This is a genomic window from Thalassobacterium sedimentorum (genome assembly GCF_031127905.1).
Taxonomy (GTDB): Bacteria; Verrucomicrobiota; Verrucomicrobiia; order Opitutales; family Coraliomargaritaceae; genus Thalassobacterium; species Thalassobacterium sedimentorum.
Map to the genome: position 1 here is coordinate 1 of NZ_JARXIC010000012.1, position 14,548 is coordinate 14,548.

Genomic DNA, 14,548 nt, shown 5'->3' on the forward strand with positions numbered 1-14,548 from the left:
ATAAGCTTGGCCTTAGCGTAGCCTCGAAACTTTGTTTCGGGGAGCGATTGACATCGCCCCGGTTCCGAGAACCGAGGTTACAAAAGATATATCTATTAGGACCAAACTTTTTTGAATTAGTATAATATGAAAAATTTAAAATCAAAAACTAGATCAAGTGCAATGGGCTTGGTGATTGGGGCCTTGTTGACGAGTAGCACTATGGCCACTGCCGCGAGTCGATTAAGTGAATCCTTTTCAGCAGTGGGAACAGTTCCGGATGACTGGAAAGTGGTTCAACGGCTAGGACTCGAAGTTCCCGCTATTGTTGAAGTTGGGCCGATGAAGCCAGATGGAACGGGTACGGCCTTGATGATTTCCAGACCAGGTGCTGTCGCTTCCAATGCCGCAGTATTCTTTGAAGGCTCTGTGGGGAATATTAGAGATGGGAAATTGGATGATTTGTATGCCTCTGTTTTGATCCGATTTACAGAAGCACGCAGCGGCAGTAATTCGAGAGGGATCGTTTTGCGGGCGGATACTGAGAGCTATGGGAATTTCGGAGGGTATTACATTGCAGTGATTCCGAGAAATAATGAGCGTGGCATTGGGATTTTCAAAAACCCTTTGGATCATGTGGATAACGGAGAAATGCTGGCCTTTACTGCTTTAAAGGAAAATCTTAGTCCTTACGTCGATTATAGTCTCAGAGTCAAAGCGGTTGGACAGGTGATTGAAGCTTCTATTTCTGAGGAGAGCGGGATTTCTGAGATCATTGCATCAGTCAGAATAGATGAAGCAACTAAGACAAAAGCAGGATTATTCGGGCTACGCGCAGGCCATACTAACTCTGGGCCAGTGACGACTTACTTCCATCAACTTCATTTTTCACAAATCAAGTAGTTTATTTTTATGAGTGGCTCGATTGTTTCGTCAATTGAAGCGGATCGCATGATTAGTCGTCTTGTTATTCTTATGATACAACAACTCAGAATCCTTTTTCAAAAGTGATTTTACCCGACCCTATAGTGGCGTCTCCCTAATGGGATCTTTTAGACTTTTCAAATCGACAAATCTAATTAATGAAAAAAAAGTTTACTCATAAGAATGTATTTTGGATCGGAGATAGTATCTTCGTGCATTATCGTCCCTATCTTGTACAGTATTTGCAGGGGGTCACTGAGATCGAAAACCGAAATGGCTATCGTCAAGCCCTTGTGGACTTAGACCATCCGAGAGGAACGAACTGCGGAGACTCGTCGATGGTATTATCTTTTCTAAAAGTGGTATTGGCGTCGCCTGATTTTTCTACTGATTTAATTGTTATTAATAGTGGCTTGCACGATATAAAAACTGATCCTGAGAGTGGCAAAAAGCAGATTGCTATCACTGACTACATTCAGAATTTACGAGGGATTGTTGAGTTGATGCGTGAGTATGGGTATCGGTTGGTATGGGTTTCGACGACTCCAGTGGACGACCAGCGTCATCAGACTTTTTGCCCCGAAGTGCACCGTCATCAAAGTGATGTGCTAGCCTATAATGCTGCCGCTTATGAGATTATGCGGCATGCAAATATCCCAGTCGTTGACCTACATGGTTTTACTGCATCTATCGGAGAGGATCTTTATATTGATCATGTGCATTATAATGAAAAAGCGCGCAGCTTGCAGGCATCCTATCTCAGTGGGCATATTGAGCGACTTTTGCTACAGGGCGAAGACTTAGAAGATGGCTTAGAACAATGCACTAGCCGTCGGCGTATCGTTTTACTTGAAGATTCTACGGGTGGCTAAACTACGTGCGGGCAGTGGCATCTAAGGGGGTGGGCAAGCCTTGGGGCATTATTCTCTGATTGGGAAATGCTCAATCTGACAGTGTCGGGGGCGAGCAGTAAATCCTACCTTTTGCGTGAAGAATATGTCCGAGCATCGTATCAAGTCGCAGATTTTTGGCTCATCCTATTGGGGCATAATGATATGAAGGAGTATGATCCGGCCAGGTTTGCGGCTCCTCAGGGGGGCCTATCTAGCAAATCTACTTACAATGATCCAGCAGGCTAAAGTGAGTGGGGCGCCACCGCCTTCGCCGCTTTAAGTTGCCCGCCAGCCACCAGAGCTGTTGTAATGTTCGGTACAATACCAATCAGTGATAATCCAGTGATACGTTGGATTTTACCTAGTTCGCTTCTTTGGATGAGTTCACGCAGCTTTCGGTACGAAGGGATTGTGCGTTGGCAAAACATCGCACTATAGTCGTAGTGTGGTGTGGCAATCAGCACCGCGTCGACTTTTCCAGATTTGATTAGTTCGATAGCTGAGCTGAATTTAATTGCATGCTCATATTTACCTTGTTGCCGGTCAGGATCGCGATCAGCAACAGCCGTGAGTTCGCTAAAGGTTCAGTGAATTCGAATGGATGAGCCTACGTTCAGGGTCTTTTCCATTTTGATCATTGTGTCCTTTTTCTGTAGACTTTAAAAATTTGCTCGTCCCAGGATAGTTGTCAGCGTTGGTTGTTGGACATGATGTGTAACCGATATATCATTTTGAATCTATAGTTAGATTTAACTGTCTGGGCGACTTGTCACTAGTGCCGATGTAACATTGTCTTTCCTGGGTTCCATTTGCCTTCTAGCATGTGAACGCGTCGCTCTTGGGGAATACCACGTTCGTTTTTCCGGATATGAGCAACCAGGGTGTCGACAGCAAAGGCTCCAATTTGGTGGTAGCGCTCATCCACCCCTGAGTAATCATGATCTTTTGGCCAGCGGGGGGTCAGGGCAATGGAAACTAGAGCAATATCTTCTGGGATTCTTAGTCCGAAATCAATACAGACATTCAGGATTTGAGGATTGTGATATAAAATGGCATCAGGACGCCACTTATCAAGCCATGGTGTGATTGCATTGGGAATTGCTTCAGGGAGATTCGGGTAGTAAATTATAGGGATATTCGCAACGTCTGGGTGACTGTATACTTGGTAGAGGTAGGAGCTGATTCGTCGGCCTTCGATACGTATCTCGGTGTCATTGGGAGTAGCCATTGCGATGCGTCGGTAGCCAGCTTGGTACAACTTTTCAAAGCAGATCATTACATTGCGATGATGGTCAGTAATCACGCGATCTACGATGGGGGATTGTAATGTGTAGCCAATTGATACTGCACAAAAATTTGTTAGATCTATGTTTAATTGTGTATGTGCTTTACGTCGAGGAGCGAAAATCATTCCACTGACGCTGCGATTATATAAAATTTTCATCACCCGCTCGGGTGTCATTCCTACTGCGTTTGGACTGAATGTTTCCATTCGGTATCCGTAGTTTCTGGCTTGTTCCAATGCGCCTTCGTGCCAACTGTTGGAACGTTCTGCCTGTTGGCCGGTGATCCACGCAATTGTTTGCCCTTTTTGAATCGGTTGCTTGGTGCGACGGTATGCATTCAGACTACTGAGTGCAGGGTCGGGTTGGTATCCTAATTTTACGGCCGCATCCATCACAGATTGTTTTGTCTTCTCAGAGACTAAGGGGCTATTACTTAATGCTCTAGATACGGTAACTTGACTCATGTTTAGTAATCGAGCCAGGTCTCTCTGCGTAATACGTTTTGGGGGTTCCATGATGGTAGATGTAACTCTCTTTGTCTAAAAAAAACAAGCCAATGAATCAGTATTCATTGTGGTTGTGTTGAAACATCTGTGTCGGCGCGTAGGTGTTGAGTTATGAATATAAAAAAATCACATCGTCTACTTCGTCTACTTCGTCTTCTACCTCTCATTGCAGCAGGTTTAGTGGCTGGCATTCATGTCGGGAGTGCGCAAACGCTTGCTGCTGATGATTGGTATTCATTTAATACTGGAACGAGCATCGATAATGGTGCGACCAATACGGCGACTCTCAATTACGGTGGCACTGATACTGGGGCTCAAACGTATTTCTGGTCGCATTTTGCGGATCCAAGTTCTCCAGTGACTTTGTCGGATGGGGATACGCTGAGTTACTCAGCCGGTATCACATTTGATTACGCCACTGTAACTAGTTCGAGGACAGTTGTTGATTTTCGGTTTGGAATATATGATAGCGGTTCGCAGTTAACCACCGCCATAGTCAGTGACAGACTTGCTACCTCCCCCGATCAAACATCTTATCGAGAAGATTGGACTGGGATTTTCTTTGCTTCGGGTAATTCAAACATATACCGCAGGGAGGCTGGGAGTTCAACTCCGTTTTCTACCTCGTCGACGACGACTGGTACAGTGACTAATGCGCCTGCCGATCAGAGTTTTGGTGATAATGTTGCAGTCGCACTGAATTTGTTTTTAGAGCGCTCTGGAGATGATCTTCTGGTCTCAGGGAATTTTGGTAGTAGTACGATTGTAGCGAGCTATGAGGATTATTTCGCGTCTGGTTATCCGGCGACCTTTGATACTATTGGTTTCTATATGGCGAGCGCGGGTGCTAGCGCGAACCTGAATAGTATGACTGTGTCGAATGCGTCTGTTGTGATTCCTGAAGTCTCAAATTCAGCTGCTCTACTTGGGCTGTCTACGCTTGCTTTTCTCTGCGTGACGAAGCGTCGCCGATAAGTATCTATTTTGGAGATCTGATTTGATCTAAGATTAAAATGCATATGGATCATATTAGAAAACTAGGCTTTACCCTGATTGAGCTGTTATCCGTGATTGCAGTGGTAGGAGTCCTGATGGGGATTTTGGTGATTGGTGTCGGTAAAGTTAGGGATAAGGCGAATCAAGTTAAGTGCGTTGCGAATATTCGTGAATTGGGGAAGGGGATCATGCTCTTTGCTAACGAACACTACAATCGTCTCCCTCCTAGTGAAGAGGGTGTGAGTTCAGGGTCTTACCCTGGTCCTACATTTGGGACAGAAGTGATTGCGTTTCGTTCGACCTGGGCAGATTATATCGCAACTGTTTATTTAGACGAAGCGTATGACGTATTGATCTGTCCTGCGCGGCCTGAGGAGTGGACTGCTCAGAGTCGTGGTAAATACTCTGATTATGGCTTTAACCAGCGGCTATCGCCTGTAGAGGGAGAATACCGCAAGGGGGTTCCACTAGTGACGATTCCTGATCCGTCCAATACCGTGCTGTTGGCAGATTCGAAACACGCAACTCTGAATGCTGGAATGTTTCGATTGCTATCCTATACGGATGTGGATCCGAGGCATGCTGGATCGACTGCAAATGTTCTGTTTGTTGATCAGCATGTTGAATCGATTGAATTAAACCTAGCATCACCGCCTGCAGATGACGAACCGCTAGGTCGTGGACAGTTTGTCCCGAATTTTTAAATAGAAAAGAATTTATGAAATTAGTTAAGACGATGTTTAATGCCGTAATTATTGGTGCGCTGTTTGCCAGTGCTGCTGGAGTGGCTGCAATGCGTGCCCCAGAGTTGAGTGATTCTTCATTACGGCTTGAGGTGGGCGACTATTCGCTGGAAATCTTGAAAGAAGCTGCGTGGACAATCAATGAGCTAACATTTCAAGGGGAAGACATTTTGATGAACACTGGTGCGCATCAAACGGTGTTGAAAATGAAGAAGAAGGAAGGGGTGCCTGCTAAATACGAATTTATTGGAACCAAACACGGTGGGGAAGTGATTGAGTCGTTAAGTCTAGAAGTCGATGGAGTTGGCTATCCATTTCGGCAACCACTTGAGGCTCCGTCCGGTGAAGTTTATAAGTTTACCAAAGTCTCTCGTTATGGTCCATTCCGAGGGACTTGGAGTGTGACTTTGTCGGAAGAAGGACTTCTAGAGGAGGCCGATTTTGAGGAAATTGCTGATTCCTCTGAAGTTAATTATGCTTACGTGTATATGCACTGTTGGAATCCACAAATGCGATCATGGTCGGCCATTCTTAAAAATGGAGCATTGGACGAAGGGACTTTCAGCGGTAAGTCGGTTGAAAAAGGAATTAGAAATGATATCACTGGGATTGCATTGTATTCAGAGAAGACTGGGGTCGGTGGCGTGCTGGCCTACTCACAGGTGTTTCCAGGAGTTTCAAACAATAAGAGTTTTCTTAAATACCGGCCTGGTAAGTATAATAAATTGTATTTGATGGTAAACCGAAAGCGTCTCGTTTCGGAGAGTTATTCCTGTAAAGTTAAAGGTTTCATAGTGGCTCCGGGCGATGAATGGAAGTCTGAGGCAATGAATTTGATCGCTCGTTCATATCCCGCAGTGGAATAGCTTTTACCCTTTTAGGTAATATTCTGCGTTAGGTTAATGCGTCCGATTCAACGGATGCTCTGGCGTTAGCTATATTTGTTTATGTGTTTTGATTTATAATTTTCAGTTTTATTCCAGGTAATTTCATCATGTTTTCCCGCTTTTCTATTTTCTTATTTCCTTTTTTGGCTCTAATATCCTTCGGTGCGTCTGTTGAGCCTGCGACCTTCTGTAGAGACATCGCAGAGAAGCAGTCTGCTTCGCCTGAGGAGCTGGCACGCCTGCTTAAGCTATTGGATTCAGAAGATTTGGAAGTGGTAGGTCTGAGTGCGTATGCGCTTCGACAAGTGGGTGACACTTCACCGATGACGCTAAGAGTTTTAGAGGAACAGCTAGGCTATCCAAATACCGAGTCGACACGATCTGTGGCTGCCATTACGTTGCTCTCATTAGGAGAACCAGGGAAAGAAGTCTTATTGCGTAGAGCAAAAACTGCGGTTTCTCTGCGAGAGCGCATCTCGGCAATCAGTGCTTTACGAGCTCAATTAGATGGACTGAAAGATCCTGAGCTTCGAGCATTGATGGAGGATATATTTCCACAAATAGAGAAAGTTTACAATCCTGATCCAGCAGTCCCCGCAGAGGACGACCCCATTCAAAATGGGACTTTCGAGAGTTCCGATTGGACTTCAGATTGGACTTTTTTAACTGCTGACGGAGGCGTGGGGACGGTTACCTTTGACGAGACTCAGAGTCGTGGTGCTGGGGGGAGCTTGAGAATTGAAAAGACCTCATCCGAGGGGGAAGTCACACTACGTTCAGTTAAGCCTTTATTGGTGAAGGCTGGGCAGGAACCCGTGGTTCGTATGTATTATCACTCAGATGATGCACCTTTCGACTCAACACTTCAGATTTTTTTTGAGAGAGCCGATGGTAGTTTGACGGTGGGTGAAATCGCTCGTGGATGGGTTGTTTTAGGTAACACACTCCTGCGGAATCGGCCCGAAGGAGTGTGGGACAAACGCTTTATTCAGGCCGATAAGACCAAGTCTGATAAAGAGTATTATATTCGAATTGTATTAAAGGGTAACCCGGCAACGGTTTGGATCGATGACGTGAGTGCACCAGCACCCGATTTTAAATATATCCAACCAGTCCCTACGGAAACCCTCCCCGAGGAAAGGTGGAAGCCAGAGCCTGAAGAGCCGTCACTGGCGGAAGTTAAGAAGGAGGGGGACCGATCACGCTTAGTGGTTAATGGAGAGGTGGTGCCCCCTGTATTTTACACCATTCTCAGAAGCCACTTTGGCGATTATGCGGGCATGGAGCAGATTGCTGGGGTAAAAACTCTGATTTCATCTGTTCAGATGAACGATATTGTGGATGAGCGCTATCCACCTGCGTATCCTGTCTGGAGTGGTGAAGGAAGGTATGATTTTCGGACGCCTTTACATTGGTTGGAGCAAGCATCGCTTAAGGCTCAAGATAGCCAATTTGTGTTGAACCTCCATGTCTGTTGGCCGAGAGATTGGGTCGAGACACATCCGGAGGATGCATGGCAAGATGCTGCAGGAAATTGGGGCTATGGTAATGGACTCCATTTTAAGGGCTTTTCAGAGTTCCTTCCGGAGGGAGGCGTCGATTTCTTGCGCAAGAGCGCGTTGAATGAATATCGCTGGTGGCCTTCTCCGTTTAGTGAAAAGGCACTCTTGGATGCGGAGAAAGTGATTGACGCATTTGTTGCGGAACTAAAAGCGAAGCCCTATGCGAATCGAGTCGTCGGGGCTTTCATCACAGGGGGGCATGATTTTCAGTTTATGACTGCTATGTGGCCGGACTACAGTGACGCGGCAGTGCAGGCATTTCGTGATTGGTTGACTCGCCGCTACGAGTCGGATGCGGGCTTACAGGCAGCTTGGAACGACGATGAGGTCACTTTAGCAACCGCGGAGATCCCTCATGTGGATGATTTAGTGCAGCAGGTTAAGAAGAAAGAGAATATCTTTTTGAGCCCGACGACGGAGCAACGCTTTGTCGATCACCAGCAGTTCCAGTCTGAGCAAGGTTTAGTCATCCGTGAACGTTTAGCGCGTGCTTTCAAAAAAGCCTGGGATCGTCCCGCCTTTGCGATGACTTGGCAGATGGGGGGCGGACGTGGCCAAGGCGCAGAAACAGTCTTGTTGCCCTCTAAGGATTTGGATATTCTGGTGCCTCAGCCCTATTATGAGCTTCGCCTCCCTGGCAATGTCGGAGGTGTTCGTACTTCACTCGCTTCGATTAGTCAGCACGGTAAGATTGCGGTGAAAGAGTTGGATTTACGCACATGGCTACGAACCAGTGGAGCAGAGATTCAAGGGCACCGTTTGGGAGCTGCCATGAACCCGCAATGGTTTAAGGCTACGTTCCGGCGCGAAGCGGCCCAAATGATTGCTGCGGGGCAAGGATTCTGGTTCTTAGATTTGGCGACTACGATGTATCGCGATCCGGAAATTCTTGAAGAAATTAATAATGGAGTGCGTGCCTACAAAGAGTTGGAAATTAATAACCCAACTCCGTACCGTCCAGAAGTCGCCTTTGTTTGGAATGATGAGTCTGCCTATTGGATGGGGGATTTCTTCAAGAGTGTGAGTAAGGGATTAGGCGGCACAAGTGTCAGCTCTTTGCAGACAGTTTCGCGTTACAATCCCGCTTATATGAAGCAGGCAGGTGTTCCTTTTGAGGATGTCTACCTGTCTGACCTTCTAGCATATCCTGAGCAGTTTGATTACAAGGTGTTGATTTTTGCAGACGCCTTTCGAATCACGGACTCGCAAAAGAAGCGTGTGATGGACCTCCTACAAAATGGCAACCGTACCATCGTCTGGAATTATGCTTCGGGCTATGTCAGCGACCATGGTCTTTCAGATGATTCAGTCAGTGAGTTAACTGGTTTTACAATCGAATCCAATACGGTAACTACCTTTCCAAAAGTGAGGTTTGGCAAGGTTGAAGATCCATTCACACAGGGGCTATCTGGAGTTCCTGGTATGGGGGAAACTTCCTTTCGAGTGATGAGTGGCGGGATTCCTAAGAGCAATATGCCCCGAGGCTTTCAGCGATTTATCGTTAAGGATCCCGAAGCGACTCCCTTGGCATTTTATGCTGATGGAGAAACTGCAATTGCGGTGAAGCGCTTTGAAGATTGGACCAGTGTTTACTTGGGCATGTTAGGCACTTTCGATGCTGGCATGCTTGAGCGGATTGCAGCAGAGGCAGGGGTCAATGTCATAGCGCCAAGCGGCCAAGTCGCTGTCGAATTCAATGGTCGCTTCTTGTCTCTACACGGCATCGTGAGCGGAGTTGTGCCACTTTCACTTCCATTTGAAAGCAATGTGTATGACTTTGATAGCAACGAGTTGATCGGTTCCGGCAAGACTATGGAAATTCCATTGCAAGCGGGGGAAACTCGCTGGTTCAAAGTCGAGCCTCTCTACTAATAATTCAAAGTGTATTCAACGATACTGCTTCAAATGTCCCATTCACTCTTTGGGGAGATCGGGATCTCAATTTCTATCAGAACATTATGGCGAATAAACAAATTGATCTTCCAGAGAGCCCATCGATCTTGTTGCAGTCCGGTTGCAACGAAGATCTTGCGTCGGCATTTGTCGCGGCAGTGGAGAAGGGCTCCGAAATCGCGGGGAGAGCTTACATTTTGTCAAGTAAGCGGGCGGTAACTTTTGGTCAATTTTTTGAATTTGTTAAGGAGCACTTGGGCAGCAGTTCAGAGGCCCGCTACCTTCCACGGGGTGAATTTGTCAAGCGCCTGGCAGATGAGAGTGCCGTCTACTGGCTCGATTTCTTATTGGCTCCGACCATCTTCGATATTTCGTCTGCAGAAAATGATTTGGGATATAGCCCTGAATACACGATTTTGCAAGGGCTGCATGAAGCCCTGCTGTGGTGTCAAGAGGAGGGCTTGCTTTAGCTTGTGATTTTATTGGCTGGTTCCTGCCTGAATCAAGGGACGAAATTGTGTTTAAGAGCACATTTATTATGATACAGAATACCTTTAGTCCACGCTCAAGTGAAAATACATCTGAGTTATCCGTTCAATTTCCCTTAATGGGACCTTCTAAACTTAGCGAATTGATCGATCGGCAAATGATTCTCCGCTCGCTGGAGGGGATGGCTTGTTGGTTCGAGGCAGCCACTCGTTCCGCAGAGGGAATGGGGAAGTGCCATCGCATGGCGATCTATGATCGTTCTGGATCGGTGACGTGGATGTATCCAAATAGTAATAGTGCCGAGACTATTTCAGTGTGGCTGGATCTGGCAGATATTTTGGAACGTCCTGATTTGAAGCAGCATGCAGTTGATTATGCGAATACTCTAGTGAGTGATTCGGAAAAGGGCATTTATTCAGGACCTGCTAAAGACGCTCGAGGTCTCATGTGGTACTGGACGGACGCGGGCGTCTACAGCTCGCTCTATGCGATGCGTGTACCGGCCCATTTTATGCGCTTATTCCAGGTGACAGGTGACGATCGTCTTTTAGCTGCCAGTGAAATGATCGGGCAAACTATGGTGAAGTATCAGTTGCCGAGTGGGATCGTTGCTTCTGGCTGGTCGCCGGAAAATGGCTGGCGCGAATCTGGTTCTCGCGTGGGCAGTCGTTTTATTTATGTGATCTCGACCTATGCTTGTTTGTATAAACAGACGAATGATGCTGCCTACCGTGATGCCTACGAACGAGCCGTGGAAGCGCTAATGGTTATGCAGTGTGAGGATGGGTCTTTCTATCAGCATTATGATCCAAATACATTAAAGGTCTCTGATACAGATAGTTCCACCAAGTGCATGTTCTTCGCCTACATTTTTAATGCACTTGCTGAGGCGTATGAAGTGTTCGAGGATGCCCGCTTGTTGGATTGTGCAAAGCGCTTGGGAGATTTTATCGTTAACTTGTACTACTGCCGGGGAGCTCTGCCTTACTGCATTGGTCACGAAATATTACCGTCCGATCGTCCTGAAGCTAATATGTCAATGTATGAATGTGCCAATGGTTTACTCTGGTTGCATAGCCTTGTGCCGGATGAGCGGTTTAAGGATGTAGGTTTACGCTTGTGGATCACAGGTTGGTACAATCAAGCAGAAGTCGTGGGAAATGAGGATTTGAATGGTGCGATTCTGATTGGGGCGGATCCCGCGGTTGTGCAAGGAGACCCCAATATTCCTTCAAACCGTAAGCACTTGGCATTTGATCCTAATCGCGCAGCGAAATGTGTGCTGTGGGGGATGGTCAATCATGCCTTTGCCAGTAAGAAGCTGTTGCAGTCCAGTCACATCTTAGATGTGAAATAAACCCTTAGCTCAAGAGCGATTCCGGATCAGCAGATAGTATCTGCGTGCATTACAGGCGGCTGGCTTAAGCAGTTAGATTGAGCGACTGCTCATTGAGAATTCATGACGAATATCAATGAGTTCGGGATGATAATGTGTGATAAAGGCACCTGCGATTCGTTTGTTCTCTAATAGGAAAATCTCTTGAGTGACTAGTATCGGCGAACCAATGGAAAGCCCTAATAATTCTACGTCATCAGGTCCCGCTGGTTTAGCGTGGATGGTTTGTTCGCAATGACTCATTTCTAATCCAAGAGTTTTAGTCCATTCTTCGATGAAATTAACCTTCGAGAGTTGGCGAGTCGTGAGACCTAGTGTGAAGGGTTCGGGAATTAATGCAATATCCCAAGCCGCCCCACGCTTATTCAGTAAGTCCTGACGCCTGGCATGGAGAATTGGTGTGTCAATGGACGATTTAAGTAGCTTTGCTTGGTTCTTGTCTGCTTTCAGGTAGGCGTGATCAATTAATTTTCGTTTTAATTCAGGAGCATGCTCTTGTACTGATCGCGTATAATCGACACTTAGTGGTATGCGTTGTTGTGGAGCGTCACTTACGTAGGTTCCACTGCCTTGAATGCGTGTGAGTAGCTGCTCTTTCTCTAAAATCGCTAAGGCTTGTCGAACGGTTACTCTGGACGCACTGAATTGTTCGCAGAGCATGCGTTCTGCTGGTAAGCGTGTGCCTGCAGCGAGTTGGCCGTTGAGAATTTGTTTTCGCAACGTTTTAGCCAAGTCACTGTATAATGGAATGTTCATAGTGCAATCAATGGCGTGGGCTGGGAATTACAGCAACGAATTTTTAGCTCCATAAGTCCTACAGCTTCACTTCAAATCAGATGCTTTTAGCTGGACATGCTCCTCTTCAGAGACACTTCCGTCGTCGTCAATGTTGCGATCTTGAACACTGAGTTTACGTATTAGATCTATTAAGTCACGGAAACCGCCCCACAAGAACCACACTACAGTTATGATACTCGCAAATATAGTCATTGAAACGATCAAGCCCCACCATTTTTCCCACGCACTATCAGGGATCGGGTAGAATAGGTTGATTGAGGTGCCGACTATGAAACTCACGACAAAGAACATCACCCATGCTATTTTTAGAAAATAGATGATGCGGTCGCCTCGAGTAAAATCATCATTAATGCCGAGTCTATGGAGGATGATATGTGTTGTGCTGTTACTCTTTGTTGCCGCTAATTCTTTTGCACTCGCTTCAAACTTGGGCTCAACACTGTATTTTCCACGATGTAGAAGCTTATCCATATTGGCTGGTGGTGTTTTGGATATTAATGAGAAGAATACGTAAGCCAGTATGGCTACAGATGCAGAAATAAATGACATTTGCATTCCGTTCAGTGGAAATTTATCAGGCAATGATTGTAGCCAACTCCACTCAGCGTACGTAATTTTCCAATCAGGTAGGAACTTGGTCCAGATGATATTTCGTAGAACTATTCCACTGACTGCGAGAAGTGAGCCAGAAATCATAGCGGCCCAAGCTCCGCCTACGGTTCCTCTTTTCCAATACAGGCCGCCTATAATCACAGATCCAGCACCGCCGAGGTAAATGGCACCAGTGATTTGAAAATACATATATATGTATTCATTTAATGGAAAGAATAGACTCCATGTGAAGCCAAAGAGTGCGACGCCCATAATAGAGAATCGGAGTAGCCACATGTGAGTTTTTTGAGTTAATTTTCTTTTGCGTAGCGGGATGATCACGTCTTGAATGAAAATGCTTCCCCAAGAGTGGAGGTAAGTATTATCGGTAGATACCGCAGCCATGATGATTACTGCGGTGAAGAGTCCAATGACGCCGACAGGAAGGATTTCGCCTAATGCCATCGGCACTCGCATTTGCTTCTGTATTTGAACGTCTTCAATCATGCCCAAATTTTGAGTGACCAAGGCTGCCTCGTTTGAAAACTGGTCTAAGTGCAGGTAGGCGAAGATAAAGATGGGAATTAGTAGGATGACTAAAGTTGTTACCATGCCGCGAAATTCACCCAGAATGTTGGCCATTTTTGCTTCGTGCGGATTTCGAGCTGCCGCATTATAAGCTTGAGAGCCTTGCCAGGCACGAGTCCCATATATCTGAAGAATTCCCATCATCACGAAGAACCACATGTTAAAGTCGCCGACTTTATCTTGTTTGAAGGGATTGATACGTGACTCTCCCGGAGGGGAGTGACGTAGCCCCTCCATTACATCGGCCCAAGACATGTGATAAAATAGAATTCCTAGAATGACTAGTAAGGCGATATTAACGAATTGTCCTTGTAGCATATCGGTGACCATTATGGAAATTTGACCTCCAATACTAACCATCAGTAGCGCTATACTCATCAGGATTAACATGACTAATGCGAGGGTCGGGAAAGTGTGACCGAGAAATTCAAATTGTATGGGTAGTCCTGTAAAATAGATCAAAAAACGTGCGCTGACTGCAGGGAAGATGCCGTAGTTCAATATGCCGGAGGTCCATGCTAGAATCCCGGAGAATATGCGGAAATTGTGGCTGTAGCGCATTTCAAAAAACTGAGCCATGGTTAAGGCTCGAGTTTCTCTGTAACGATAGACGACAAAACCAGTTAGAGCCAAAATTAGCCCAATCGGCGCCACCATTTTTGCCCACCAGTAGGCTGAGAATCCTGTTTGATAATATTTCTCAAAGTTCGCAGCAATTGAGATGGCGCCGAGTCCTGTCATACCTTGGCCGACGGCGAGTAGATACCTCCCTCCCATGCGATTCGCTGCTAGGAAGTCGGCCACACTTTTGTTTAAGGTCCGTGCTAGTAGGCAAATGCCAACCATGAGCAAGAGCATTGCGATGGGAATGAGCCAGTCGATGAAATGCATGTTCATTTTTTTATGTTCTCTCTCCTTTGAAGTGTATCCATTGTCCGCGCCTGATTGGGGTTGGTTTACATGAAGCTTGCGATGGATCGAAATGGTTGTAACCATTCTGACCCATCGCAAGCTTCA

13 protein-coding genes are annotated in these 14,548 nt (G+C 46.2%); 9 read left to right on the forward strand and 4 right to left on the reverse strand.

The annotated features are described in order from the left end of the window. Positions 1 to 126 precede the first annotated feature (126 nt). The 3 genes from QEH59_RS08700 (at position 127) to QEH59_RS08710 (ending at position 2,042) form a co-directional block, all read left to right on the forward strand. Complete coding sequence (locus QEH59_RS08700) at positions 127 to 882, forward strand: hypothetical protein (protein WP_308984976.1); 756 nt, start codon at positions 127 to 129, stop codon at positions 880 to 882. Between the two features lie 179 nt (positions 883 to 1,061). Next, complete coding sequence (locus tag QEH59_RS08705; RefSeq protein ID WP_308984977.1) at positions 1,062 to 1,775, forward strand: SGNH/GDSL hydrolase family protein; 714 nt, start codon at positions 1,062 to 1,064, stop codon at positions 1,773 to 1,775. 66 nt (positions 1,776 to 1,841) lie between these two features. Beyond that, positions 1,842 to 2,042 carry an SGNH/GDSL hydrolase family protein gene (locus tag QEH59_RS08710; protein ID WP_308984978.1) on the forward strand — a complete coding sequence of 67 codons (201 nt, stop codon included), beginning with the start codon at positions 1,842 to 1,844 and terminating at the stop codon, positions 2,040 to 2,042. On the opposite strand, the gene QEH59_RS08715 is transcribed toward QEH59_RS08710, so the two are convergent. Beyond that, positions 2,039 to 2,260 (reverse strand): hypothetical protein, encoded by a 222-nt coding sequence (locus tag QEH59_RS08715; RefSeq protein WP_308984979.1) that lies wholly within the window; start codon positions 2,258 to 2,260, stop codon positions 2,039 to 2,041. The genes QEH59_RS08710 and QEH59_RS08715 overlap by 4 nt on opposite strands. Before the next feature lie 308 nt (positions 2,261 to 2,568). After that, the gene (locus QEH59_RS08720; protein ID WP_308984980.1) at positions 2,569 to 3,597 is read right to left on the reverse strand and encodes a LacI family DNA-binding transcriptional regulator; all 1,029 of its coding nucleotides are present in this window, start codon (positions 3,595 to 3,597) and stop codon (positions 2,569 to 2,571) included. A 102-nt stretch (positions 3,598 to 3,699) separates the two neighbouring features. Between QEH59_RS08720 and QEH59_RS08725 the strand changes: the two genes are divergently transcribed. The 6 genes from QEH59_RS08725 to QEH59_RS08750 all read left to right on the forward strand — a co-directional run bounded on the left by QEH59_RS08725 (position 3,700) and on the right by QEH59_RS08750 (position 11,515). Beyond that, the gene (locus tag QEH59_RS08725) at positions 3,700 to 4,563 is read left to right on the forward strand and encodes a hypothetical protein (RefSeq protein WP_308984981.1); all 864 of its coding nucleotides are present in this window, start codon (positions 3,700 to 3,702) and stop codon (positions 4,561 to 4,563) included. A 44-nt stretch (positions 4,564 to 4,607) separates the two neighbouring features. Beyond that, positions 4,608 to 5,288, forward strand: coding sequence for a type II secretion system protein (locus QEH59_RS08730; protein WP_308984982.1), 681 nt, complete (start codon positions 4,608 to 4,610; stop codon positions 5,286 to 5,288). A gap of 14 nt (positions 5,289 to 5,302) precedes the next feature. Then, a complete protein-coding gene (locus QEH59_RS08735) occupies positions 5,303 to 6,193 on the forward strand; it encodes a hypothetical protein (protein ID WP_308984983.1) in 891 nt (296 codons plus the stop codon). A 164-nt stretch (positions 6,194 to 6,357) separates the two neighbouring features. Continuing rightward, positions 6,358 to 9,648: a hypothetical protein gene (locus QEH59_RS08740; protein WP_308984984.1), complete on the forward strand. Its 3,291-nt coding sequence runs from the start codon at positions 6,358 to 6,360 to the stop codon at positions 9,646 to 9,648. A gap of 86 nt (positions 9,649 to 9,734) precedes the next feature. Next, positions 9,735 to 10,139, forward strand: a complete 405-nt coding sequence (locus QEH59_RS08745; RefSeq protein ID WP_308984985.1) for an NAD-dependent epimerase/dehydratase family protein — start codon at positions 9,735 to 9,737, stop codon at positions 10,137 to 10,139. A 137-nt stretch (positions 10,140 to 10,276) separates the two neighbouring features. Beyond that, positions 10,277 to 11,515, forward strand: a complete 1,239-nt coding sequence (locus QEH59_RS08750; protein WP_308984986.1) for a beta-L-arabinofuranosidase domain-containing protein — start codon at positions 10,277 to 10,279, stop codon at positions 11,513 to 11,515. Positions 11,516 to 11,587: 72 nt separating this feature from the next. Here the strand turns inward: QEH59_RS08750 and QEH59_RS08755 are convergent, their stop codons facing one another. Together QEH59_RS08755 and QEH59_RS08760 are read right to left on the reverse strand one after the other, a co-directional pair. Then, on the reverse strand, positions 11,588 to 12,310 hold the full coding sequence (locus QEH59_RS08755) for a GntR family transcriptional regulator (RefSeq protein WP_308984987.1): 723 nt from the start codon (positions 12,308 to 12,310) through the stop codon (positions 11,588 to 11,590). A gap of 66 nt (positions 12,311 to 12,376) precedes the next feature. Further along, a complete protein-coding gene (locus tag QEH59_RS08760) occupies positions 12,377 to 14,428 on the reverse strand; it encodes a sodium:solute symporter family protein (protein WP_308984988.1) in 2,052 nt (683 codons plus the stop codon). Positions 14,429 to 14,548 lie beyond the last annotated feature (120 nt).

What these genes read in the sequence shown, in the direction of transcription:
- QEH59_RS08700 (WP_308984976.1), top strand. Translation starts at nt 127, where the DNA reads ATGAAAAATTTAAAATCAAAAACTAGATCAAGTGCAATGGGCTTGGTG.
- QEH59_RS08705 (WP_308984977.1), top strand. Translation starts at nt 1,062, where the DNA reads ATGAAAAAAAAGTTTACTCATAAGAATGTATTTTGGATCGGAGATAGT.
- QEH59_RS08710 (WP_308984978.1), top strand. Translation starts at nt 1,842, where the DNA reads ATGCTCAATCTGACAGTGTCGGGGGCGAGCAGTAAATCCTACCTTTTG.
- QEH59_RS08720 (WP_308984980.1), bottom strand. Translation starts at nt 3,597, where the DNA reads ATGGAACCCCCAAAACGTATTACGCAGAGAGACCTGGCTCGATTACTA.
- QEH59_RS08725 (WP_308984981.1), top strand. Translation starts at nt 3,700, where the DNA reads ATGAATATAAAAAAATCACATCGTCTACTTCGTCTACTTCGTCTTCTA.
- QEH59_RS08730 (WP_308984982.1), top strand. Translation starts at nt 4,608, where the DNA reads ATGGATCATATTAGAAAACTAGGCTTTACCCTGATTGAGCTGTTATCC.
- QEH59_RS08735 (WP_308984983.1), top strand. Translation starts at nt 5,303, where the DNA reads ATGAAATTAGTTAAGACGATGTTTAATGCCGTAATTATTGGTGCGCTG.
- QEH59_RS08745 (WP_308984985.1), top strand. Translation starts at nt 9,735, where the DNA reads ATGGCGAATAAACAAATTGATCTTCCAGAGAGCCCATCGATCTTGTTG.
- QEH59_RS08750 (WP_308984986.1), top strand. Translation starts at nt 10,277, where the DNA reads ATGGGACCTTCTAAACTTAGCGAATTGATCGATCGGCAAATGATTCTC.
- QEH59_RS08755 (WP_308984987.1), bottom strand. Translation starts at nt 12,310, where the DNA reads ATGAACATTCCATTATACAGTGACTTGGCTAAAACGTTGCGAAAACAA.
- QEH59_RS08760 (WP_308984988.1), bottom strand. Translation starts at nt 14,428, where the DNA reads ATGAACATGCATTTCATCGACTGGCTCATTCCCATCGCAATGCTCTTG.